The sequence below is a fragment of the Parabacteroides sp. AM08-6 genome, from assembly GCF_003473295.1.
GTDB lineage: Bacteria > Bacteroidota > Bacteroidia > Bacteroidales > Tannerellaceae > Parabacteroides.
Genome location: NZ_QRMP01000011.1, coordinates 1 through 24,808 on the forward strand (window position 1 = coordinate 1; position 24,808 = coordinate 24,808).

General features: G+C 40.7%; 23 protein-coding genes, 1 tRNA gene and 1 other RNA gene. 9 read left to right on the top strand and 16 right to left on the bottom strand.

Features of this window, described 5'->3' with window-relative positions; translation table 11 throughout:
* Nucleotides 1-12: 12 nt before the first annotated feature.
* Entirely contained in the window at nt 13-177 is a 165-nt protein-coding gene (locus DW103_RS09235; protein WP_233545655.1) for a histidine phosphatase family protein, read from the bottom strand.
* A gap of 326 nt (nt 178-503) precedes the next feature.
* Between DW103_RS09235 and DW103_RS09240 the strand changes: the two genes are divergently transcribed.
* Together DW103_RS09240 and ssrA are read left to right on the top strand one after the other, a co-directional pair.
* Nucleotides 504-1,385 (top strand): alpha/beta hydrolase, encoded by an 882-nt coding sequence (locus DW103_RS09240; RefSeq protein ID WP_122275392.1) that lies wholly within the window; start codon nt 504-506, stop codon nt 1,383-1,385.
* A 58-nt stretch (nt 1,386-1,443) separates the two neighbouring features.
* Nucleotides 1,444-1,843, top strand: a transfer-messenger RNA (tmRNA) gene (ssrA, locus tag DW103_RS09245).
* Between the two features lie 115 nt (nt 1,844-1,958).
* Here ssrA and DW103_RS09250 read toward each other — a convergent pair.
* Both DW103_RS09250 and DW103_RS09255 read right to left on the bottom strand, forming a co-directional pair.
* On the bottom strand, nt 1,959-3,329 hold the full coding sequence (locus tag DW103_RS09250; protein WP_122275394.1) for a DUF4270 domain-containing protein: 1,371 nt from the start codon (nt 3,327-3,329) through the stop codon (nt 1,959-1,961).
* Nucleotides 3,330-3,339: 10 nt separating this feature from the next.
* Entirely contained in the window at nt 3,340-4,158 is an 819-nt protein-coding gene (locus DW103_RS09255; protein WP_122275396.1) for a glycogen/starch synthase, read from the bottom strand.
* Between the two features lie 99 nt (nt 4,159-4,257).
* On the opposite strand from DW103_RS09255, the gene panC reads away from it, so the two are divergent.
* The 7 genes from panC to DW103_RS09290 all read left to right on the top strand — a co-directional run bounded on the left by panC (nt 4,258) and on the right by DW103_RS09290 (nt 10,640).
* On the top strand, nt 4,258-5,103 hold the full coding sequence (panC, locus tag DW103_RS09260) for a pantoate--beta-alanine ligase (RefSeq protein WP_122275398.1): 846 nt from the start codon (nt 4,258-4,260) through the stop codon (nt 5,101-5,103).
* 63 nt (nt 5,104-5,166) lie between these two features.
* The gene (gene panD, locus DW103_RS09265) at nt 5,167-5,517 is read left to right on the top strand and encodes an aspartate 1-decarboxylase (RefSeq protein WP_122275400.1); all 351 of its coding nucleotides are present in this window, start codon (nt 5,167-5,169) and stop codon (nt 5,515-5,517) included.
* Between the two features lie 104 nt (nt 5,518-5,621).
* The gene (locus tag DW103_RS09270) at nt 5,622-6,944 is read left to right on the top strand and encodes an MATE family efflux transporter (RefSeq protein ID WP_122275535.1); all 1,323 of its coding nucleotides are present in this window, start codon (nt 5,622-5,624) and stop codon (nt 6,942-6,944) included.
* Between the two features lie 108 nt (nt 6,945-7,052).
* Nucleotides 7,053-8,378 carry a signal recognition particle protein gene (gene ffh, locus DW103_RS09275; protein ID WP_122275402.1) on the top strand — a complete coding sequence of 442 codons (1,326 nt, stop codon included), beginning with the start codon at nt 7,053-7,055 and terminating at the stop codon, nt 8,376-8,378.
* A 16-nt stretch (nt 8,379-8,394) separates the two neighbouring features.
* Nucleotides 8,395-9,291: a bifunctional methylenetetrahydrofolate dehydrogenase/methenyltetrahydrofolate cyclohydrolase FolD gene (gene folD / locus DW103_RS09280; protein WP_122275404.1), complete on the top strand. Its 897-nt coding sequence runs from the start codon at nt 8,395-8,397 to the stop codon at nt 9,289-9,291.
* A gap of 25 nt (nt 9,292-9,316) precedes the next feature.
* Nucleotides 9,317-10,468, top strand: coding sequence for a CapA family protein (locus DW103_RS09285; protein WP_233545656.1), 1,152 nt, complete (start codon nt 9,317-9,319; stop codon nt 10,466-10,468).
* Nucleotides 10,469-10,564: 96 nt separating this feature from the next.
* Nucleotides 10,565-10,640: transfer RNA gene (locus tag DW103_RS09290), tRNA-His, on the top strand.
* Nucleotides 10,641-10,760: 120 nt separating this feature from the next.
* Here the strand turns inward: DW103_RS09290 and bioD are convergent.
* From bioD to DW103_RS09355, 13 genes are all read right to left on the bottom strand, one after another.
* Complete coding sequence (gene bioD / locus DW103_RS09295; RefSeq protein WP_122275406.1) at nt 10,761-11,441, bottom strand: dethiobiotin synthase; 681 nt, start codon at nt 11,439-11,441, stop codon at nt 10,761-10,763.
* Nucleotides 11,442-11,447: 6 nt separating this feature from the next.
* Nucleotides 11,448-12,221, bottom strand: a complete 774-nt coding sequence (gene bioC / locus DW103_RS09300) for a malonyl-ACP O-methyltransferase BioC (protein WP_233545657.1) — start codon at nt 12,219-12,221, stop codon at nt 11,448-11,450.
* Nucleotides 12,200-12,856: a DUF452 family protein gene (locus tag DW103_RS09305; protein WP_122275410.1), complete on the bottom strand. Its 657-nt coding sequence runs from the start codon at nt 12,854-12,856 to the stop codon at nt 12,200-12,202. The genes bioC and DW103_RS09305 overlap by 22 nt, the downstream gene beginning before the upstream one ends.
* 10 nt (nt 12,857-12,866) lie before the next feature.
* A complete protein-coding gene (locus DW103_RS09310) occupies nt 12,867-14,006 on the bottom strand; it encodes an 8-amino-7-oxononanoate synthase (RefSeq protein WP_122275412.1) in 1,140 nt (379 codons plus the stop codon).
* Nucleotides 14,003-15,283 (bottom strand): adenosylmethionine--8-amino-7-oxononanoate transaminase, encoded by a 1,281-nt coding sequence (gene bioA, locus DW103_RS09315; protein WP_122275414.1) that lies wholly within the window; start codon nt 15,281-15,283, stop codon nt 14,003-14,005. The genes DW103_RS09310 and bioA overlap by 4 nt, the downstream gene beginning before the upstream one ends.
* Entirely contained in the window at nt 15,280-16,260 is a 981-nt protein-coding gene (bioB, locus tag DW103_RS09320; protein WP_122275416.1) for a biotin synthase BioB, read from the bottom strand. Before bioB ends, bioA begins: the two co-directional genes overlap by 4 nt.
* 21 nt (nt 16,261-16,281) lie before the next feature.
* A complete protein-coding gene (locus DW103_RS09325) occupies nt 16,282-16,671 on the bottom strand; it encodes a hypothetical protein (RefSeq protein ID WP_122275418.1) in 390 nt (129 codons plus the stop codon).
* 5 nt (nt 16,672-16,676) lie between these two features.
* Nucleotides 16,677-18,203, bottom strand: coding sequence for a peptide MFS transporter (locus tag DW103_RS09330; RefSeq protein ID WP_122275420.1), 1,527 nt, complete (start codon nt 18,201-18,203; stop codon nt 16,677-16,679).
* Nucleotides 18,204-18,230: 27 nt separating this feature from the next.
* On the bottom strand, nt 18,231-19,298 hold the full coding sequence (locus DW103_RS09335; protein WP_122275422.1) for a DUF4831 family protein: 1,068 nt from the start codon (nt 19,296-19,298) through the stop codon (nt 18,231-18,233).
* 224 nt (nt 19,299-19,522) lie between these two features.
* Entirely contained in the window at nt 19,523-19,888 is a 366-nt protein-coding gene (locus DW103_RS09340; RefSeq protein ID WP_122275424.1) for a DUF3244 domain-containing protein, read from the bottom strand.
* Nucleotides 19,889-20,006: 118 nt separating this feature from the next.
* The gene (locus DW103_RS09345; RefSeq protein ID WP_233545658.1) at nt 20,007-21,734 is read right to left on the bottom strand and encodes a tetratricopeptide repeat protein; all 1,728 of its coding nucleotides are present in this window, start codon (nt 21,732-21,734) and stop codon (nt 20,007-20,009) included.
* A gap of 194 nt (nt 21,735-21,928) precedes the next feature.
* On the bottom strand, nt 21,929-23,260 hold the full coding sequence (locus DW103_RS09350; RefSeq protein WP_122275426.1) for a PAS domain-containing sensor histidine kinase: 1,332 nt from the start codon (nt 23,258-23,260) through the stop codon (nt 21,929-21,931).
* A complete protein-coding gene (locus DW103_RS09355) occupies nt 23,257-24,624 on the bottom strand; it encodes a sigma-54 dependent transcriptional regulator (protein ID WP_122275428.1) in 1,368 nt (455 codons plus the stop codon). The genes DW103_RS09350 and DW103_RS09355 overlap by 4 nt, the downstream gene beginning before the upstream one ends.
* Between the last annotated feature and the right edge of the window lie 184 nt (nt 24,625-24,808).

Sequence of the window (24,808 nt, forward strand, 5' to 3'; positions counted from 1 at the left end):
GGGGATTTTATTCTAAAAGTCTAATTTAATAATCTCTCCATATGAAGGAATGTTGTTGAATGCTTCTTTCAAGCTATATGCTCCGGCATAGACACGTGCACAAGTCAATACGCCACCATGGGCAAAAACACAGACTTTTTGATAATGGCTATTTCTTACTTCATCCAGAAGCGACATCTTTGGTGGCTATGCTGATTATTCCACATAGGATGGAATTGTTTTTTCTATAGGTCTTTTTAGAGAATAAAAGCTTCTGTAGGTTTTCTCGCTTAATTATATTGGAATAATCAAATAAGATATATATCTTCGTTACCAAAATATGGTGATATTGGAAGGTCGTAAGTCTGGAAAGAGGACCTTTTCTTGTAATCATGACAGGGTGTAAGTACTATGATAAGTTCTATGCCAAAGAAGGAAATTATTTTTATGGCTAAACGTGTTTACAGTCCGAATTTCCCTGGAACGAAATGATACGTATAATTATTCATTAAACGATGTGTTGTATGATAAGAAAATGGAAACTCCTTTTTGTTGGAGTAAGTTGTTTGATGGGGACAGCTATGGCACAAGAAAATCCCATTCTCCTTTTTCCTAAAGGGGCACCTGGCGAAACAGTTAAGCTAATTGAAAAAGCCGACTCAGATGGTGGGAAGACTGGAGGTGAAACTGTTTTACGCATAACAAATGTCAGTGAGCCAACCATCACGATTTATCCTGCTCCGGACGAATCGGCTGGTGGTGCCGCAATGGTTGTTTGCCCTGGTGGTGGTTATAATATCTTAGCTTATGATTTGGAAGGTGATGAAGTATGCGAATGGCTCAATAACCTTGGTATTACAGCTGTTTTGCTGAAATATCGTGTTCCTCGCCGTGAAGGACGTGAGAAGCATGAAGCTCCTTTGCAGGATGTGCAACGTGCTATTGGTTATGTTCGTGCAAATGCTGAAAAACTGAATATTGACCCTCAACGTATAGGTGTTATGGGATTTTCAGCGGGTGGGCATCTTTCAGCTATGGCCAGTAATAACTTCGAGAAACGTGCTTATCCAACAGTAGATGCTGCAGATAAAGTGAGTTGCCGGCCTGATTTTTGTTTGCTGGTTTATCCTGCTTATCTTGATGGGGAGAATTTTCAACTTGCACCGGAATTGAAAGTAACTTCAGCCACTCCGCCTACTTTATTGATCCAGGCTGAAGATGACGATGCGTATATTAATAGTAGTCTTTTTTATTATTATGCTTTAAAAGAAGCTGGAGTTCCGGCTTGGATGCATTTATATAGTAAAGGAGGTCATGGTTATGGTTTGCGTGATACCGGTGCTGCCGTTAATGAATGGCCGGATCGTGCTGAAGACTGGTTTCGTGAAATAGGTGTGATTGAATAAAAAAATAAAAGGAGTATGAAGAAGCTTAATTTTTTGTATCTTTGTACCCACGAATCATGGGGCTGACCGGTTTTGACAGCGGGCAGAAGTGGTTTGTAAGCATGTAGTGCGTGGTCGGCTTGCACTTAAATCTCAGACGGCAAACAATTAACTGGCGAAAACAATTACGCTCTCGCTGCTTAATCGAAGTATAGTAGATTGAAGCTTAATCCCTGCAAAAGTTGCGGGGACGTGACATCACCCGGATGCTGTGGCTCCGAAGCGTTCCGATCAGGTGGTGCAGCAATATCGGAGATAGTCTGAAACAAGCCTCGGGTTTTAGGCGAAACTTTAGAGGATAAGGTTTAAGTGGGTGGCTTCGGTCTTGCTTAATCCCGACAATGAAGGCGAAGATAAACATGTAGAAAGCAGATTAGTTCCTCGTTTGGACGAGAGTTCGAATCTCTCCAGCTCCACAAAAGAACAGGTTATCAATTGATAATCTGTTCTTTTTTTATTGTGTAATATCAAATATAATAAAACCGGGGTGGAATGCCCCGGTTTATTAATATAGTTTCTATCTAAATGCTGTCTTTATTTGTACTTGATAGTTACAATTCTCATTTCCATAGCTTCTTTATCAATACGCAATTTAACTCCTGACGGTTTCAAGTAGTTATTGATGGCTGTCGTATAAGAGCTTGTCTGTCCCCAATAATTCGAACTTTCTCCTTTTCTGCGTTCTACTGGAATTACACTGATTCTCAAGTCCGTGCCAGGAGCTTTCTCCAAATGGTTTTTAAGCATATTGGATATGTTTCCAAATGAATAAGTACGTGTTGATGCTACATAATCTCCACGAAAAGAGGTAATATTGTTTTCAATCATATTATTCTTAAAGAAAGTATCAACAGAGTCACTTGGAAGTATCAATATATTAGCGGGAGCCTCAAAAGCATATACCCAATTTTCTTGCGGAAGTGCTTTTAATGTAAGAGACATAGTGCTGAGAATACGATCTTCAACAAGAGGTGCTAATTCTTTAGCCGGAATAGTCAACTCAGTATAAACACCAGCCGGACTCTTGAGATAAGCAATACTATCGTTAGGTTTCAGTAAATCATCCATGTCCGTATTCTTAAAGCGATTCAACTGAATAACTTCAGTCGTTACACTGAAATATTCACTGGCTTTGACAATAGAGTCCTGACCGGCAGAGCCTTCTACTGTGTATTTATAATAGATAGACATTCCGGATGCGTCTATGTTTAAAATATTCCCCGTACCAAATGTGTTTGTAACATAAATACCGGGAAAGAACTGGTTGAATGCATTCTGGTCTTTAAAAGAAGCCGGGTTATTGATAGTTTCCTCGTAGAAACGTTGCCCTAATTCTTTCGGCATTCGGATTCTGACACTTGGCTGGAATACGTAGACATTATTTATCTTTTCATATCTGACTGAGTCAGGTACAGTCATATCGAAAGAAGTATAAGTCTGTGTACCCAATGTCGTCTGCATATCGCAATATTTCAGCGGATCTACGTTTGTATAAAAATCTCTTGGCAGTGCTTCGGTGATTTTATATAATTGTACGCGCATCGGTGTTAATGAGTCACCTGTCCAGCTACTGTACAGAATCTTAAAATCTACCGAGTCGATTTTCCCATCAAGAGGAGTATGTTTAAACGTGAATCCTTCGGGGCAATAGAATTGGCAGAGGTAGTCTGATTTCAAATTACCGTATAGAGGATCGTATATTTCACCCAGTGAACCGTAAGTTGTTCTAGCATAAACAGAATCGGTCTTTAGGGTTCTGGCTTTCATATAAAATGTATCGGCACGGACATTAACTCCGTCTGTATCAGGCATGGTATTGATTCCTACCTGTGTCAATTCATCATTACACCCGCTCAGAATAGATATTCCGAGACTCAGGCCAAGTACAAAAAGCTTGATTTTCATTTCTCTAAATTTATTTTGAACCTAATACGACATCGTAAAACTTATTAAATTCGTCCATATAAACATCCGGCGATTGGTAAGGTAAGAACGGTGTGTTCTTTTTAGTTGCAATATAATCCAGTATATCCTGATTAATTGTTTCACTGCCTTGTATGACACCATCAGCAAAATCGACGGCTAATTTGGTTAGTCCTATAAAGCTGGTATCAGCTTTTATACCTTTCAAATCGCTGTCTTTGGCTCCATCCATCTTTAACTTACCGGCAAATTCTTTTCGAAACGGAGTTTTAAAATCGTCGTTATAAATAGAATAGACAATTTTAGCATTACGCAAACAAGGGTCGTCTGCATACATTCGCTTGATATAAAGAGCTGTTAACGCTGACATCCATCCATGACAATGAATCACATCCGGTATCCAACGTAATTTCTTTACTGTTTCCAATACGCCGCGGACATAGAAAATAGAACGATCATCATTATCTTCGTATTCGTTCCCTTCTTCATCGCTAATACAGTGTTTTCTCTGGAAAAAATCTTCATTATCGATGAAATACACTTGCATGCGTGCCGCCTGAATGGATGCTACCTTAATGATAAGCGGATGATCTGTGTCGTCAATAATAAGATTCATGCCGGAAAGACGGATTACTTCGTGTAATTGATTACGTCGTTCGTTGATGCTTCCGAATTTTGGCATAAATGTTCTGATTTCTCGACCACGCTCTTGTATGCCTTGCGGCAAATTTCTGCATATCGTTGCAATCTCAGATTCGGGAAGGTAGGGTGTTATTTCTTGGGCTATAAACAAGATTTTTTTTGCATCCATTCTGTAAATTAGTTTTATAAAGACGCTACAAAGATAATAAATTTCTTTCATTTACGGTAATTATTTAGTTGCTTTGCACCGTCAATAAGCATCTAAGGGATGAAAATAGTAAATAGCATTAAGGAATTGAAGCGTTATCTTGCTGAAGAAAAGCAGAATAACAAGCAAATAGGCTTAGTCCCCACTATGGGAGCACTACACGAAGGACATTTGAGCCTGGTAAAACGTTGTGTGTCGGAAAACGATGTCTGTGTAGTCAGTATCTTTGTGAATCCGACTCAGTTTAATGATAAAAATGATTTGGCTACGTATCCGCGCACGTTGGAAAAAGATTGTGCATTGTTGGAACCTGCTGGTTGTACCTATGTATTTGCCCCTACGGAACAGGAAATGTATCCGGAACCGGATACTCGTACTTTTGATTTCGGTATCGTTTCGGCTGTTATGGAAGGTGCACGGCGTCCCGGTCATTTTAATGGAGTAGCTCAGATTGTAAGTAAGCTTTTTTATGCGGTAGAGCCGGACAATGCTTATTTCGGTGAAAAAGATTTTCAGCAAATTGCTGTTATTCGTGCAATGGTAAAACAATTGAATATACCGGTTAGAATCAAGGATTGTCCGATTTTGAGGGAAGCTGACGGCTTGGCTCTTAGTAGCCGGAATGTTCGTTTGACCCCAGAGCAACGTCAAAAAGCACCTTTGATTGCTCGTACGTTGAAAGAAAGTACTAACTTTGTCCCCGAAAAGAGTGTACAGGAGGTGATAGATTATGTTGTGAATACAATAAATTCTGATTCTGTCATGCGTGTCGAATATTTTGAAATCGTGGATGGCAACACAATGGAGTCTATTCGTGATTGGTCGGATACCGCTTACCCGGTAGGTTGTATTACTGTTTATTGTGGAGAAGTTCGTTTGATAGACAATATAAAGTATAACAGATAAACTATGAATTATGGATTGTGAGTTATTCTCAACCTATTCATAATTATAAATTTATAATATCGTATGTTTATAGAAGTAGTAAAATCAAAGATTCATCGTGTTACGGTAACAGAGGCCAATCTGAATTATATCGGCAGTATTACTGTGGACGAGGATTTACTTGATGCCGCAAACCTTATTGCTAACGAAAAGGTCGCTATTGTGAATAACAATAACGGTGAACGTTTTGAAACCTATATCATTAAAGGGAAACGGGGCTCCGGTGTAGTCTGTTTAAATGGTGCAGCTGCGCGTAAGGTTCAGCCTGGTGATATAATCATCATTATGTCGTATGCGTTGATGGATTTTGAAGAGGCTAAAACATTTAAGCCCTCTGTTGTGTTTCCTGATACGGCGACGAATAAACTGATATGAAGCATCGATAGCTCAGAAATCTAATAGAATAGAAGTTGAAAAGCTCGTCAGATGTGGCGGGCTTTTTTTCATTGTCACTTACCTGTCTGTAAAGAATGATATTTATGTATACAAACAAGCAAATCTGGAATGTAAGTTATCCTATTTTTTTGAGTCTTTTGGCTCAAAATATTATAAACGTGACTGATACGGCTTTTCTGGGAAGGGTCGGCGAAGTAGAGTTGGGTGCTTCTGCAATGGGAGGGCTTTATTATATTTGTGCTTTTACAATAGCTTTCGGATTTAGTACCGGTTCTCAGATTGTGATAGCTCGCCGTAACGGGGAACAAAGTTATAAGGATGTGGGCCCTGTGATGATTCAAGGGGTAGTGTTTTTGTTGGTACTGGCTGCTGTACTATTTGTCTTTTCCCGTTTTTTTGCAGGCGATATTATGAGACTCTTGATTTCTTCGGATGCTATTTTGAATGCTACAGAAGAATTTTTAGATTGGCGTGTATTTGGCTTTTTCTTTTCGTTCATGAGTGTGATGTTCCGCGCTTTATTTATTGGAATAACACGGACGAAAGTGCTGACTTTGAATGCGATTGTGATGGCTTTGACAAATGTGTTGCTGGATTATCTGTTGATATTCGGGCATGCTGGATTTCCGGAAATGGGAATTAAGGGTGCTGCCATCGCTTCGGTAATTGCAGAAGCTGTCTCGATAGTTTTTTATCTGGTTTATACACGTTTGACAGTGGATATAAAGAAATATGCGCTGAACCAACTGCGCTCGTTTGATTTGAAGTTATTGAAACGGGTTTTGGACATCTCTGTTTTTACGATGTTGCAGTATTTTATCTCGTTGAGCACATATTTTATGTTGTTTGTGGCTGTTGAACATTTGGGGCAGCGGGAACTGGCAATCGCCAACATCGTACGAAGTGTTTATATTGTAATGTTGATACCGATAAATTCGTTATCTACAGCAACCAATACGTTTGTGAGTAATAGTATCGGTGCCGGTCATAAGGAACAAGTAATCCCGATTATCCGGCGGATAGTTTGGATTTCCATGAGCATAATGGTTGTATTTGTGTTGTTGCTCTGTTTGGCACCAGCCTCTATTTTGTCGGTTTATACGAATGATACTTCTTTGATACAGGCTTCTATCCCCTCTCTTTATGTTATTTCAGGGGCATTATTGATAGGGGCGGCTGCCAATATTGTATTTAATGGTGTGACTGGAACCGGGAATACCCGTGCGGCATTTACGATGGAACTGGTTACATTGGTATTTTATACTCTTTTTATATATATCGCAGGAATGCGTTTACACATGCCGGTTGCTATATGTTTCCTGACGGAGATTGTTTATTATACTGGATTATTGGTTTCCAGTATTATTTATTTGAAGAAGGCTTCTTGGCAAAATAAAAAGATTTGAGTAACTATTGGTTATGTAAAATAGCTTGATAGGCAAATATTCATCTCTTTTTTGTACATTTGCACCTTATTAAAAAAGTAGAAGATAAAATAAATACACATACGAATTATGTTTGAGAATTTAAGCGAAAGGTTAGACAGGTCGTTTAAACTGTTGAAAGGCGAAGGTAAGATTACCGAAATCAATGTGGCGGAAACATTGAAAGATGTACGAAAAGCATTACTGGATGCCGATGTAAACTATAAAGTGGCTAAAAACTTTACCGACACGGTGAAGGAAAAGGCTTTAGGACAAAATGTGCTTACTTCTGTTAAACCCAGCCAGCTGATGGTTAAGATTGTTCACGACGAACTTGCCAGCTTGATGGGGGGTACAGCGATAGAGTTGGAATTGAAAGGCGCTCCGGCAATCATCTTGATGTCTGGTTTGCAAGGTTCCGGTAAGACAACATTCTCCGGTAAACTGGCTAATCTGCTGAAAACAAAGAAAAATAAAAAACCGATGCTGGCAGCTTGCGACGTTTACCGTCCGGCAGCTATCGAGCAGTTGCGTGTAGTCGGTGAACAAGTAGGTGTTCCTGTCTACATGGAACTGGAAAATAAAAATCCGGTGGAGATTGCCATGAATGCTATCCGCGAAGCACGTGTCAAAGGTTGCGATGTCCTGATTGTCGATACTGCCGGCCGTCTGGCTATCGACGAGCAGATGATGAAGGAAATCGCAGCAATCAAGAGTGCGATTCAGCCGGATGAAACGTTGTTTGTCGTAGACGCGATGACAGGTCAGGATGCCGTAAATACGGCAAAGGAGTTTAATGAACGTCTGAACTTTGATGGTGTTGTTCTGACAAAACTGGATGGTGATACTCGCGGTGGTGCCGCTCTTTCTATCCGTACGGTTGTAGACAAACCGATTAAGTTTGTCGGTACGGGAGAAAAGATGGATGCACTGGATGTTTTCCATCCGGAACGTATGGCCGACCGTATTTTAGGCATGGGCGATATTGTTTCGTTGGTAGAACGTGCACAGGAACAATACGATGAAGAAGAAGCGAAACGTCTACAAAAGAAAATTGCCAAGAACCAGTTCGACTTCAACGACTTCATTTCCCAGATACAGCAAATCAAGAAGATGGGTAACCTGAAAGAGTTGGCCTCTATGATACCAGGCGTAGGAAAAGCCCTGAAGGATGTGGATATCGATGATAATGCATTCAAAAGTATTGAAGCTATCATCTATTCAATGACTCCGGTAGAACGTTCTAATCCGGCTATACTGAATGGCTCGCGTCGTCAGCGTATAGCTAAGGGAAGTGGTACAACCATTCAAGAAGTAAATAAACTTATCAAGCAGTTTGACGAAACACGTAAGATGATGCGTATGTTGACGGCTGCAAAACCGGGAAGTAAGAAATTCCCTTCATTCAAAAGATAAACCAGGGAGGAAAGATATGGAAGAACAACAGTATCAATTATTGGACGGAAAAGCTGTTTCTGCCCAGATGAAGAAAGAAATGGCTGAAGAGGTGGCACAGATTAAAGCTGCGGGTGGTAAAATTCCTCATCTGGCTGCTATTTTGGTCGGCCACGATGGTGGTAGCGAAACTTATGTTGCCAGCAAAGTAAAAACTTGTAACGAAATTGGTTTCAAATCCACTTTGATTCGTTATGAAGACGATGTTACAGAGGAAGAACTTCTTCGTAAAGTAGATGAACTGAACAATGATGCGGATGTAGATGGCTTTATTGTACAGCTCCCGCTTCCGAAGCATATCTCCGAACAGAAAATTATTGAAGCAATCGATTACCGGAAAGATGTGGATGGTTTCCACCCGATTAACGTAGGACGTATGTCTATTGGCCTTCCTTGTTTTGTTTCGGCTACTCCTGCCGGTATTCTCGAATTGTTAAAACGTTATGAAATTCCGACACGCGGTAAGCATTGTGTCGTATTGGGACGTAGTAATATCGTGGGTAAGCCAATGGCTACTTTGATGATGCAGAAATCTTATCCGGGCGATTGTACGGTAACTGTATGTCATAGCCGTTCTGAAAACTTGAAAGAAATGTGCTTGAGTGCAGATATCATTATTGTAGCTTTAGGAGTTCCCGAATTCCTGAAAGCAGATATGGTGAAGAAAGGTGCTGTAATTGTGGATGTCGGAACAACCCGTATGCCGAGCAGCGTAACCAAAAGTGGCTTTAAGTTGACTGGCGATGTGAAATTTGATGAAGTTGCACCGAAGTGTTCTTATATAACTCCTGTTCCGGGGGGAGTAGGTCCGATGACAATTATTTCATTGATGCGGAATACTCTTTTAGCCGGAAAGAAAGCTATTTATAAATAAGAACCCGTTAATAATATAGAGACATATGCCAATGTGCCAGTCTTGGAAATATACATTCTTCAGAAACTTAATGCATAATCCGATTGGCAGATTGGCATTTTGTTTGGTAGGACTATTATTGTCCGCCTCTTTGTCCGCTCAGGGTAATGATACGTTGACAATCCTTTTTGCCGGTGATGCTATTATGCATCAGACCCAAATTGATAATACCCGCCGGGGAGACACTTTTGACTTGAGCGGCTATTTTCCTCTTCTTGAGCGTGAAATAAAAGCTGCTGATATTTCTGTTGTAAATATGGAGGTTCCTTTGGGGGGGAAGCCTTACAGTGGTTATCCGGTTTTCAGTGCTCCTACTGATTTTGCTGTTGCTTTGCAAAGAGCAGGGTTTAATTTTTTTCTTTTGGCTAACAATCATTGTCTCGATAAAAGGACGAATGGTCTTGTCCGTACCATTCAGATATTAGACTCGCTTGGTATCCGCCATACCGGTACTTATCTCGACCAAGCTCATCGCGCTCATACTTATCCGATGTTACTGCGTAAGAATGGTTTTCGTATAATCATGCTGAATTACACATACAGTACCAACGGGTTTCAGGTAGAAGCCCCTCGGATTGTGAACTATATTGATAAGAAACAGATGGAGATTGATATTGCTGAAGCTAAACTTTTTAATCCCGATTTTATTATTGCGAATATGCATTGGGGGGTGGAATACAACCAATTACCTTCCGCCGAACAACGAGATTTAGCTGATTGGCTGATAGAACAGGGCGTGGATTTGGTAATGGGGGGTCATCCACATGTCATTCAACCGATGGAAATCAGGAAAGACAAAGATGGGACACCTACTCACCTTGTTGTCTATTCATTGGGGAATTTAGTTTCGAATATGAGTTTGATAAATACGGATGGAGGGGCTTTGCTTAAGGTTACTTTGGCACGGAAAGGCTTGAAAAGATATATTGTTTCGGCAGAATACGCCCTTGTTTTTAACGAGCGGTATCAAAATGATCGGGGCAAAAAGGATATGCATATTCTTCCTGCTCCTAGACCGGTTGACGGAACGGGTAATATATTGCCAGTTCATAACCCTGTTTGGGAACGCTTTTTGAAAAGCTCCCGCTCTTTATTGCAAAAGCATAATATAGGGGTGGAAGAATATTTTATAGAATAGTATTGTATAAAAATGTGTGCAAAATATTTGCAAGATAAAAGAAAATATCTATCTTTGCACCGTCTTAAAGAAAACGATATTCGATAAGGCTTACATGGTGAATGTAGCTCAGTTGGTTAGAGCATTGGATTGTGGTTCCAAGGGTCGTGGGTTCGAACCCCATCTTTCACCCTAAAAAAGGTCATCTAAGTAATTGGATGACCTTTTTTAGTATACAGTATTGAACATAAGTTCCTTGAATACAGCAATAGTGAAGTGCAACCTTTTGACTTTTAAAGTCAAAAAATCGTTATTATAATAAGCATTGGATGTCAATACATGTCGTATGCTTTTCGGAAATTTCCGGCAGTAAGATGATGCCTGTGTCCGGAAAATCTTTTTTCAGGTATTGAGTCAGATACTCCATTGTATTGACTGTAATCAATTCATCTGTAGGAGGATAAAGATTATAAATAATAGCTTTTACCTGTATGCCGTACTGTTTGCAAGCATACAGGCTGAGCAATGTATGGTTGATACTTCCTAATTCCCCGGAAGTAACAAGTAAAACCGGATAAGTTTGTTCCCGAATGTAATCGATGGTAAGGGAGTTGAAATCGTTCGGAACCATCAGCCCTCCGGCTCCTTCCAATAAGATGTATTCGTATTTTTCCTGTAATTGACGGGTGGCCTTGCTGATAACGGAGAGGTCGATGGTACGCCCGTCTTTTTCAGCAGCCATATGCGGGGAGCAAGGATAGGTAAAAATGTAGGGACAAGTCAATCCGGCTTTATCCTCTTCCGTAAATGGAATACCTTGAAGTTTGCGGTGCATCTCAATATCTTCCGAAACTTCTTCGCATCCGGTTTGTATCATCTTTTGGGTGATAACCTTTTTCCCATTTTCAGCCAATGCACGTGCCAGAATACCAGTTGCAAAAGTCTTTCCGATATTTGTATCGATACCGGTGATAAATAATACTTTACTTTTCATATTTGTTTATTTTTTTATTGCCAGCATATAAAGCGGGCGATAGGTGAGTTTTACTTGTTTTTTGCCGGTTGAGAATAACAATGTATAACGGTTGCAAAACTCTTCCTGCATGCCACGTGTCCAAGTATTTCCTCCGGTAGCTGTCACACCTGTTGCTTTCAGATGCCTTAAAACATCCAGCGGACCGGTAAAGGTGAGTACTATTTCCTCTTCTTCACAGTGAAGTAGACGGAAATCGGAAGAAAGCCATTCCTGTATTTTTGTGGCGGGGGGATAGTCGAGTCCTCTATTTGTCAGTTCCCTTATTTCGTACAGGTTTCCAGGTGCAAAAGTACTGAACAGGAGTGTTCCTTGCGGGACCAACAATCCGGCAAGTTTACGATAGAATGTTTCCGGCTGTTTTATCCACTGAAAGACGGAGGCCGAGGCTATTAAATCGAACTTACCTGCAAAAGTAATTTGTTCGGCATCGCCGATAATAAAAGTCGGAAACTGCTCCGGGAAAAGTTTATTTACCGGTTTTTTACAAACTTCGCACAAATCGTTTAAGGTCCAGTCACGGATACGGCAGGAACTTTTCAGACAGCTTGTGAACCCTCCCGTACCACAACCGATTTCCAAGGCCCGGTCATAATGAGTGCCGGTGTAGCGAGGAAGCAGGGAAATCAGTTTCCGGCTGATACGATGTTGAGCATCAGCATTTTTGTCGTAACTGGATAATGCACGTGTGAAGCAGTTACGGATACGTTCGGTTTCTATCATTCCCATATTTCGTTCCATTGTTTCCATAGATAAAAAGGATAATGCGGTGCATTTATTTCTTTTACCGGACAGCGTCCGGACCAATACCTTTTCAGATTTTCAGAAGGAAAGATACGGTCCGAAACCGAGAGAATAGCCTGTGTCCAAAAGTCGGATACCGGAGTTCTGGAAAGAATTTCCTGATACAAATATTGCAGTTCTTTCCGGATTTCTTCCAAAGGGCGGGCCGGATATTTTTCATGTATGCGAAGTATTTCCCTGCTTCCGTACATTCGGCGGTTAAAGCGAGACATCCCTTCTTCCGTTACATTTTCCAGTGTCCCCCGGAAAGTGGCTTCCGGAATGCCTTCCAAGTCATGGACAGGAGAGGGAGTCCCGTTGATTGCAATTGCTCGGGCCGGTGTGAAAAGTTTTTCTTTTTCAGTCAGCAATACGGAAGCTACCCATACTCCTAACGACCAGGCTATCAGGTCGATTTCCTGATATGTACCTGTCTGTTCCTTGAATTCCAAGCCTCTGTAATCATAACAAATCCACAAATCATAGTCTTTTCCCGGTTGGATAGTCCGGAACCATTCGGGAGAAGCGGACCATCCGGCAAAGAAAAGAATTAATTTGCGGTTATTGTTGTTTACCAATTTATAGATTTTCATTCTTTTGTTTTTAAAGTAGCATGATTAATTCGTTTATTTCTTCGTCTGTAATATTGGCTGTCAGCGAGAAACGTATTCGGGAAGTCCCTTTTGGAACTGTTGGAGGGCGTACCGGCAGGCAATAAAATCCTTTTCGTTGTAGTTCGAGCGCCTTTTGAATACATGCTTCGTTTTCTCCGATAATAAAGGGAATGATATGGCTATTGCTGATTTCTCCACCTTTCCCGTTCAGCTTTTCAGAAAGCTTACGGCTTTTCCGGAAAAGTTGCCGACGTTCTGACGAAAAGTCTGGCAGCTTTTCGAAAAGAAACCGACTCCATGCTATTTGAACCGGCGGTAAGGCGGTACTGAAAATGAGCGGACGCATGGTATTAATCAGGTAATCCCGGATTACCCGGCTGCACAACAGGTAGGCTCCCATTGATGCCAATGCTTTTCCGAAAGTTCCGACCAGCAGGTCGATGTCGCCGATACAATGCTGTTCTTCTGCAATACCTAATCCGTCAGACCCATAAACGCCAATGGCATGAGCTTCATCCACATAGAGTAAAGTGTCTTTGTATTTCTTTTTCAGAGCGACTAAATGCGGGAGGTCTGCAACGTCCCCATCCATACTGAATACGCTCTCTGTTACGATAATAACCTGTTCATATTGTCCGGATGCTTTTGCCAATAGTCGTTCCAGTTGCTCATAATCATTATGCTTGTAACGGGTAAAAGGCGCCCCGCTTAGCAGAATACCGTCTATGATGCTGGCATGGACTAGTTTATCTGCGATAATCAGTGTCTGTTTGTCGGCAAGAGCCGGAAGAATACCGGTATTTGCATGGTAACCGCTGTTGAATAATAGCGCACTTTCTCGTCCGAAACGTTCCGATATAAGTTTCTCCAAGTCCTTGTAAATAGCAAAATTACCGGTGAGAAGACGGGAGGAGGAGGAGGAAAACGGCAAGTCTGTATCGGCCAATTGCTCCATAAAAGTTGCTCGTAAATCCTGACGGGTTGCCAATCCCAGATAGTCGTTCGAGGATAGGTTGAGCATTCGGTGTCCCTCTTTTTCTATCCATTTCCCGGAATGGGTGACTTCCGGAAATTGGCGGAAATTGCCGTTTATTTTCAGTTCTTCTAATAAGCAGGTATAGTCTTTCATCTTTCTTTCAGTATTTTGAGCAAGCTACCGGTTAATTTTGAAAGTTCTTGCGAGGTGATGATAAATGGGGGCATCAGATAAACCAGACGGCCGAATGGACGAACCCAGATACCCTCTTCTACAAAACGTTTTTGGAGAAAAGCCATCCGGACTGGTTCTTTCATTTCGATAACTCCGATAGCTCCTAAAACCCGTACTTCTTTTACTGTCTCGAAAGTGGTAGCCGGAGCCAGCTCTTCGGACAATTGTTTTTCAATTTTCTTCACCTTTTCTTGCCATCCGCTTTCCAGAAGCAGGGAGACGGACGCCGAGGCGATTGCACAAGCTAACGGGTTTCCCATAAAAGTAGGGCCGTGCATAAAACAACCGGCTTCACCGGAACAGATTATATCGGCAATTCGGGTATGCGTGATTGTTGCGGAAAGTGTCAGGTAGCCTCCGGTCAAGGCTTTGCCGATACACATAATATCGGGGATTGTTCCGGTATGTTCCCAGGCAAAGAGCTTTCCTGTACGTCCGAATCCGGTTGCAATTTCATCGAAAATCAATAAAACATGATACCGATTGCACAGTTCGCGTGCCCGGACCAGAAAGTCCGGTGAGTAGAAATACATGCCACCGGCTCCCTGAACTATTGGCTCCAATATCAAGGCTGCTATTTCATCCGCCTGTTTTTCTAATAACTCATGGAGTGGTATTATGGCTTCTTCCTTCCATTCTTCTCCGAATTTGACGGAGGGCTGAGGTATGAAATATTGTACCGGAAGGCTACCGGAGAATATTCCGTGCATCCCGGTTTCAGGGTCACATACCGACATGGCATGCCAGGTATCTCCGTGGTAGCCGCTACGGATGGTTGCGAATTTACATTTCTTCGGCTTTTTCTGCGACTGCCAATACTGGATAGCCATTTTCAGGGCTACTTCTACGGCCACGGAACCACTGTCGGCAAAGAATATTTTCTCCATGCCGGGAGGAAGGAGCGGGAGCAGTTTGACTGCCAGTTCTACTGCCGGTTCGTGTGTGAAACCGCCGAACATGATATGGCTCATTTTGTTTAATTGTTCCTTTGCCGCTGCATTTAATACCGGATGGTTGTATCCATGTACGGCTGCCCACCAGGACGACATGCCGTCAATCAACTTACGTCCGTCTTTTAATGTGATGGTGACACCTTCGGCATTGGCTACCGGATACACCGGAAGCGGGTCGATTGTTGATGTATAAGGATGCCAGATATGCTCCCTGTCGTATTGTAAAAGTTCTGTTGTTGTCATTTTTCCCAATCTGTATTTTCCGTTAATGAATATCCTTCCGAGGTGAATAGTATTTTATCTTCGGCTACACGGCTGCCGATTGTAGTCAGCAAATCACCGATAATAGCAGAATTGATACCGATATATAAGGCTTTTTGTTGAGCCGTTTCGCTTAGTTGGGCACGACCGCCTGAGAAACGCAAAAAAGCGTTCGGGTTGATAAAGCGGAACAGGGCGATTGTTGTTAAAAACTCTTCTTCCGAAAGTGGGGGTGTTTCACTTAAAGGTGTACCGGGAATGGGTTGCAGCAGGTTTAACGGGATGGAGAGTATGCCTTCTTTTTGTAGGAACAAAGCCATTTCAATCCGTTGTTCCATGGTTTCCCCCATACCGATAATACCGCCGGAACAGATACGGAAACCGATTTCGCGTGCGGTCCGGATGGTTTGTACCTTTTCTTCCGTTGTATGAGTGGTACAGAGTGTGCGGAAATAGGAGGGAGCGGTTTCTATATTGCAATGGTAATTTTCCACTCCGCTGTCGTAAAGTGCTTGTAGTTGTTTCCGGTCGAGCAGGCCCATTGAAGCACAACATTTGATACCACATGCTTGCTTGATGCCGCGTATGATTTCTGTTATTTCCGTCATATCTTGGTTCGACACCTTTTTTCCGCTGGTTACTAAGGCAAAACGGCCGATGCCTTGTTGATAGTTGTGCTTTGCATGGCGGATACATTCTTCGGCAGGAAGTAACGGATAAAGTGTCACATTGGTGTTATAGTGGCCTGATTGTGCACACCATTTACAATTCTCACTGCAATTTCCGCTTTTGGCATTGATTATCGAACAGGTGTCAAACTTATTTCCCATAAAATGTCGGGTGATTTCATGGGCTGCTTTGTATAAAGCCTCCTTGTCCGATGTATAAGCTAGTTTTCTTGCTTGTTCTTCAGTAATTAATTCTCCGGCAAGAACCTGTTGTTTAAGTGTTTCAACCATTTTTTGAATTATATTATGCTGTTAAAATGAAAAAGCGGAAGGACTCAGCATTATACTGAATCCTTCCGCTTTTTCGGAGATATTATTTTTATATATGTATAGATGTGCGGCTACAACCGGCTGTTGAACGGTCGGAATAAGCCATGATGCGGACAATAGGGGGTGCGGAATATCCGTATTTAGCCAATTGTCGGGCTTCGCTTCCTCTTCGCATTCGTCCTTTTCTCCCTGTTCGGATAGTAGGACGCGTGCATGTGTCGAGCCATTTTTTATCTGGAACCGTTCGGACACATTTGCCGACAGGTTCCCGATGGTTACAGCCTGTTTTATGCTGATAAAAGCAGCATACTTCTTCCGGCTCCATCTTTTAAAACGGAGTACAACCGGTTTGTATGTATACTGCTTTTTCATTTATTTTATGCTACTTTTTCCAGTTTCTTCATGACTGAGAATATGAATATAGCAGAAACCAAACATACTCCGACCAATACTCCCCATACAATCCATAGAGGCATATCACCCCAAATCCATGCTGCTACGGCCGTCAAGTAATTACCGATAGCAGTAGCCACAAACCATCCTCCCATCATCATACCTTTATATTTTGGAGGAGCTACTTTGGAAACAAAAGAAATACCCATCGGTGAAAGCAATAATTCTCCGAATGTCAGCACTAGGTAGGTTGAAACTAACCAGTTTGGGGAAACGAAAGAGGCACTTCCGGCCTTGACAGCTTCTGCTTGTGCATCTGGAGTTAGCAAACCAAATGATGAAAACATCATTATAATAAAACCGCAAGCTGCGACTAACATTCCAATACCAATTTTGCGGGGAGCGGATGGCTCTTTTCCTTTTCGTGCCAAAGCTCCAAAGATAGCCATGGATACAGGGGTTAAAGCTACTACAAAGAAAGGATTAAATTGTTGAAAAATAGGAGCGTTGATTGCTATGGAATTATCAAGTGTTGTATATCGATATCCTAAAAAGGCAAGTGCAAGTAGTATTACGATACCTCCAATAGCTTTTCCTTTACCGGATACAGATTGGAATAGTGAGAAAGAACCGTAAACGATAAAGATGATGGCTACCAGATTCCAAACATCAAACATCATACTCTCTAAGCCGCTAGAACTTTTTGCAGTGAATTCATCAGCGAAATAGGTTAGCGTTAGTCCGTTCTGGTGGAAAGCCATCCAAAAAAAGATAACAACAGCAAATACTAAGCATAGTGCAACAATACGGTCTTTTGTTTCGCGTGAAGAAAGCTCTTCTACTGCAACTGTTGTTTTATTGTCATTGGTCAGTTTTGTATTTCCTTCAACGTGTTTGAATGTGCGACGAAAACTATAATAAATAACCATTGAAACAATCAGCGATATACAGGCCACGGCAAATGCAAAATGATAAGAGTCATTTACGCTTACACCGAATCGAGTTTGTGCATATTCCATAATTGTGACAGCAGCTGTAGGAGCAAATAATGCTCCGATATTGATTGCCATGTAAAAAATACTAAATGCGGAATTACGCTTGGATGCATATTCAGGTGTATCGTATAAGTTACCTACCATTACTTGCAAATTCCCTTTAAAAAGCCCTGTACCTGTACTTATCACAAATAATGCTAAAAACATACAAGCCAAGGCAATCGTTCCGCTACCTAATGGTAACGCAAGCAATACATAGCCAAAGAACATGGCAATAATACCTATGGTGACCATCTTTCCATATCCGAATTTATCAGCCAAGATACCGCCAATGAATGGTAAAAAATAGACAAAGGCTAAGAAGGTAGAGTAAATAGTACCTGCAAAACCTGGAGATAAGCCAAAATTCGCTTTTAAGAAAAGCACAAAAATCGCGAGCATGGTATAATAACCGAAACGCTCGCCGGTATTCGCTAAGGCTAACGCATATAAACCTTTAGGTTGTCCTTCAAACATAAAAATTAGAATAATATAGATTAGTAATTATTGAATTATCTGCTTTATAGCACCTGTCTCAGGATAGAATAAAACTTTCACCGGTGCTTTCTTATCTTCAAACATCACAGGGGCCAGTCCTTCACGTGAACCGAATTGTGTAATTTGGACTTCTCCTTTATAGAGTGATTTCTTATTCATGCTGATTTCGATACTAGCTTTCCCCGGAACATTATAGACAATGCCTTTCATCATTTTTTCTTTCTTTTCGGCTTCTTTCGGGTCCAGCTCAGGCGCGCGTTCTGTAGCTTTCAGGTCCATATAAACCGGAGCACCACCCAAATCATCGGCGTCAACTATTCCCAATTGGTCGGAGAAGCGGAACAGAACTTCTTTTTCGAGATTGTCAAAGGGCACGAGTGAGACCTCATAATCGCTTGTTTCTTTAGTTTTTACACCAACGAAAAGATTGGTTAATGCTTTTTCCTGTTCTTCCAGTTGTTGGATAACAAGTTTCATTGCTTCACCGTCGGGAGGAAGATTATCCGCTTCACCGGTAAGTATGTTCAATCGACTTTCACGGATACGATAGATTTGTTTTGCGGCAACTTCCGCTTGTTTGGCAGTGGAACCGGCCATCAATAATTCTTCGGAGAATACGGATGCGTCTGTTGCCTTAGCTGGAGCTTGTCCCTTTTTTCTGGCGGCTTCGGTGGCCGACTCTTCCGGAGTATATTCTGCATTAATGGAACAAAGCAATCCCTCTTCTGTCAAATAAGCATAAGGAGCTACCGTACCACCTTTGAATTCAACGATGTACGTGTTGTCTGTATCGGGTATTCCTTTGTTATCAAGTGTGATTTTACCTAACTCATAATATACTTTATCTTCTGTGATAACGTCTTTCACGCCCAGATACTTTTCAGCGTATTTATAGTAGGGACCTGCTTTACAAGTAACTTTGGTTACTTCAGCATTGATTATTAGAGACGTTTTAGGAAGAGAGTAAGTAATGCCGAAATTATTAGCTTTGACGGCATTTTTCTTTACAACTTTTGTCTGAGCCAAGATTGGAAGGCTGAGCAGCAGACTTGCTATAATGATTAAATTCTTCATATTCTATATTTAGGTTTAATCTACTAAATGATTGCACAAAACTATGAAATATTTTGTTAGAAACCAACCGGAAACTACTCTTTTACCTAAGTAAGAACAAAGAAGATAATAAAAACAGCAATCCATAGGTGATGGAAAAGGAGATCGAGATATTTGGGTCTGGTTAAATCATCACCCAGGATTGCTCTCTCTGGTCACGTATACAAATTCGCGTACCTAATTAACTATTCTATAGTAAAGATACCTGTTAAATATCCTAACGCGTGAGTAAATGTTAATGTGTAGTTCCCATTTTCCACATTACTCAATGTGATTGGATAGTTAGCAGCTGTAGCAGAAGATATAGTTTCGTTATAAATAACTTGACCTGTTTGATTGTCTGTTATCTGAACTGTCAGGTCAGCTAGAGGATTAATAAAATGAACTGTTAAAACATTTCCTTCAATGGATGCCTTAGGGGGTGCGGGTACAAAAGAACGTACATCTTGTGTACTCCATTGTCCTTTTGTTAACACATAGTCTGCAAAAATCATTTGTGAGCAAAACATGCCACACATAACTAAAATTAAAGTACAAGTAAAATGTCTCATAATATTAAATAAAAAGTTTATACTAAAAAGTCAAAATTGAGATTTCGACAAAGGTAGTATTCCTCTTACCCTTTGTGAGACATTTTTTGTTGACAATTTGTTGACAATTTATAAGTATCTAAAAATCAGCTATAAATTTGTCGAAATTCTCAGTGCTTTCAGGCTCATTTGTGAATTTCTTATATAATCTGCGGCGACATTGAGAAACCCCTGAAACTGAAATGTGCATGATAGAAGATATTTTTTTGCAGGGAACTTTCATTTTTACGAGATAGCAGATGCGTATTTCATCAATAGTGATTTTATTGTATTCTTTGATAAGTCGGCTGGTGAAACCGGAATAGGTGGAATCTATCAAATTTTGAAGTTCAACCCATTCTCCAGATGTTAATTGAATGTTTTCTTCTCGATGTATTCTTAAATAGAGATTTGAGTTCTGGAAATCTTTTTCCAATACTTGAATAACTCCCTGTTTTTGGATGATTTGTATGTTTTCTATTTCGAGCATGGCTTTCCTTGCCTCGAATAGTTGTTTGGTGACTTCATCTTTTTGAACTTGTTCTGAGGAAAGATTTTTCTCTAGTTGAGCTATTTGTCGTTTATTGTCCTCAATGTATTGTTGACTTCTTTTGTATTGTTGTCCTTTTACTTCTAATTGCCGTTTCTTTCTCTTTTGTTCTCTTTTAAAAAAGATGATACAGATGATAAATATTATTACAGAAAAAATTGTTATTTGATAAATAAGAATCTTTCTTTCAGAAGCTTTTTTCTCATACATGTTTCTCTCTTTAGCTATACGTTGATAGTCAAACATGCTTTGAGTTATTCGGATATTTTCAAAATGAGAACAATTAATTATAGAGTCTCGTAGTGCTTCATGTTGTTCTGAGAATTTTGCATAATCAATGTATTTTTCTTCTTTTAGGGAGATTTGTGCTAGTCGGCGGAAACTCGCGGACTTTGTATAAATATTTTCACTTTGAGAACTTAATGCTAAATAGTATTTGGCTGAGTCTAATTCTCCCTTTTCTATCAGAATGCGTCCTTTGGAAAGGTAAATAGGAAGTAATGTGTTTTTTATGTTTGTTAATTTTTCCGCGTTGTTTATATACTTTTCTGCTTCAATGAAGTTGTTCTTATCATAATATAAGTTTCCAAGATCTACTAAAATAGAGGATATGTTTATTGGTACGGAGTATTTTATTGCTTTTTTATAATATAAAATGGCACTATCTAATTGTTGGGTTTGTGAGAATGTGCGTGCAATATTTCGATATATAAATGAAATATTTAAGGAATCCGGCATTTGCTCTTGTTCTGCACAACGTAGTGCCTGTTTATACATTGGCAAAGCCATGTCGTTAATATCCTGATAAGCATATAAGGTTCCTAAATTACTATAGATTTTAACAAGCAAATGATTATTCTTTGAATTTTCACCTAATTCCAAAGCCTTCAGATAGCATTCTTGAGCCTGCAACGCATCCTGCAAATCGGTGTTCACGCGTCCCATGCTGTAATAGGCAAGCATGGCGTATTCATGCTCTTTATGTTTTTCAAAATACTTTGTTGCAATTTGTATCAATGAATCCGATTGGTGAGTCACATAGTTTTTATCCTGAGCAAGAGTCAGTAACAAACAATAAAGAGCATGTTCTCTTTCTGATAATTTGTCTGGATTTTCAATTCCTTCCAGTATTATGAGTGAACTATCAGGTTTTTGTTCCATCAACTGTTCGGCCAAAGTTAGTTCCGGGGTTGTATGAAGATGAGCACAACAAGAAAGTATGATTAATATAAATACGATACTTACTTGTAATATAATTTGTTGTAAATGTCTTTTCATTTCTATCTCCTTATAATTGTACGAATATACTTATTTTTGAGAAGAATAGATAAACTTTCACTTAAAAAGTGAGTGTTTTTACTTTATTCGCGATATGCCAGTCTGTTTTAATATATATATAAATTTAGGCTGGAATAGCGGAGAAATGGAAAATCAAACGCTAAACAATAATTTTATTCATTCTCTCTTGTCGCTCAATGAAAGGTTAATATAAAACGGCTCCCTTTACCCATTTCTGAAGTTGCGGTTAAACTTCCTTTGTGCATGTGCATAATTTGTCGGGAAAGGCTTAATCCGATTCCTGAGCCGGCCGGTTTTGTCGTAAAAAATGGGACAAAGATACGTTCCAATACATCTGATGGAATGCCTGAGCCATTGTCGCTCACCTGTATGAAGGTACGGCCTTCCGAATTAATGCCGGCACTCAGTTCGATGGAGGGATAAAGAGTCTCTGATGTCGCTTCCTTTGCGTTTTTGATTAAGTTAATCAAAACTTGTTCTATTTGCCCTTTGTCGGCAATCACTTGCAGATGAACGGATATCGGCAAAACTCTCAATCCTTCAGCTTCCGTTTTCATTAATTGCAGCACACTATCGAGTAAATCCGATACAGGAATCACTTGCAGCACAGGACTGGGTATGCCTATTACTTTCCGGTAGTTTTCCACAAAACGTAATAATCCATTACTTCTCCGATGAATTGTTTCGAGCGCTTGTTGTGTCTCTTCTTTTTCCTCTTCTTCCTTATTTTCCATGTTTTTTCCTGTCCGGTAATTATCTTTCAATAATTCGGAAAGTGAAACGATTGGGGTCATCGAATTCATGATTTCATGGGTAAGTACGCGGATTAGTTTCTGCCAGGCCTCCGTCTCTTTATTTTCCAATACGGTGCGAATGTTTTTCATGCTGACTACTGTAAGCGTTTTACCTAATACGGCAAATGACATAGCCGACAATGCCAGTTGGAAACATTCATCTCCCCGCACAACTTGCAGGATGGAAATATCGCCGGGGTGCAAAGACCTTAGCCGGGCAGGCAATTCAGGATGAAAATCGACTAAATCATCAATCATCTTAGGCGCTTGTAATCCGGTTTGGAAACGGGCAGCCAAGTTCATCCATTCTATCTCTCCGTTTTTAGTCAAAACAAAGACTGAAAGGTCGATATGGTCGGCAAGTGCTTGAAAATATTGCAGTTGACTTTCTTTCTGTTGTAAATGCTTTTTGTATTGTTGCAGGGCTTTTTCCATAGTATCGGATAAATCGGAAGGATATTTTTCTTTTTCAATTGGATTGCCGGGACGGCCCACCTGAAAGTCCGAGTATTGGATAGCCCAGATGAATTGTTTCAGCCGCTTAGTATTTTTATTCATCGACCGGAACAGGTAGATTATCTGGAGGGCTAAGAGTAAAACCATCACGAAAGCCGAAATATAGAACTGATAAGCAACCAAAAAGGCAAAAAGCAGACTGGACGCTAACAGCAAAAAAATATGAATGGCTATTATCTTTGCATCTTTTTTCATAGCCCGTATTTTTCGAGTCGTCTATATAATGATGTACGCGTAATGCCTAAAAGTTCAGCAGCCTGTGTCATGTTTCCGGTGCACTGGCGCAGAACGGCTTGGATGGTTGATTTCTCTAATTCCTCCAGATTGTAGTTTTTCTTTTGCTTTTCGCGCGAAGTATCTGTTATATGCAGCATAAAGTCGTCATATTGCAGTTTGTTCTGACTGGAAAGGATAACTGCGCGTTCGATGGCATGTTGCAGTTCGCGGACATTTCCCGGCCAGCAGTATTGTTTTAATAATTGTGATGCCTCGCGTGAAAAGCCGGTTACCTCTTTTTGGTATTTTAGTGAATAGACTTTCAGAAAATAGTCGGCTAGCAGAACGATGTCGTTTCCTCTCTCTCGCAAGGGTGGAATGTGGATTTCAATCGTATTGATGCGATAAAGCAAATCCTGACGAAAGTCCCCGGTCCGGACAGCCTGATATAAATCCGTATTAGTGGCTGATATCAATCGAACATCAATCCTTCTTTCCCGGGTGGAACCTAGGCGGCAGAGACGTTGTTGTTCGATAACTGTCAGTAGTTTAGCCTGTAAGGTTGGTGACAAGTTCCCAATCTCATTTAAGAATAAGGTTCCTCCGGAAGCAATTTCAAAACGTCCGGGTTTCTCTTTCTGCGCATCGGTAAAGGCTCCTTTTTCATATCCGAACAGTTCGCTTTCAAACAGTTCGTTCGGGATACTGCCAAGGTCGATAGTTACATACGGTTCGTTAGCGCGGTTCGATTGTTGGTAAAGCATTCCCGCAATCAAATCTTTCCCGGTTCCGTTTTCACCTAAAAGAAGAATATTCGCATCTGCTCCCTGAAGTTTGTCTACTGTCTGGAAAACCGCTTGCATGGCGGGTGACTCTCCAATTATCTCTTCCTGTGTGACCGACGTGGTGAGGGCAGACTTCTGCTCTTTCAATTCTTTGATTTCCGTCCGGCTGAAACTGAGTTCCAAGGCTGAAGAAACAGTTGCCAGCATTTTTTCATTCTGCCAGGGCTTCGGAATAAAATCGGTGGCTCCGGCTTTGATGGCGCGAACTGCTTTTTCCGTATCCGAATAAGCGGTTATCAGGATAACTACAGTCTCCGGCGATATCTCCCGGATGCGTTCCATCCAATAGAAACCTTCTTTTCCGCTTACGGCATCAGCTGTGAAATTCATATCCAGTAATACTACATTATACCTGTTCCGTGAAACGAGACGGTTGATTTCCACCGGATTATTACAAGTCGTAATGCTTTCGGCCATTGGGCGCAACAGCATTTTCAACGTGAATAGAATATCCTCGTTATCATCTACTACCAGTATTTTTCCTTGCCGGATTGCCATAATAAAATGAGATTTTGAGTTCAAACATAGATAAAATACTGATAGGACGAAAAGATTTTGAAGATTAATTCGTTTCGCCGGAAAAGTTTAGCATACTAAATGCCCGACCTGTGCGAATTTGCAATATAGGTGTACGATATCGTACACTTGTTGGTCGCTTTGATGTGTTTTATAACCTTGATAT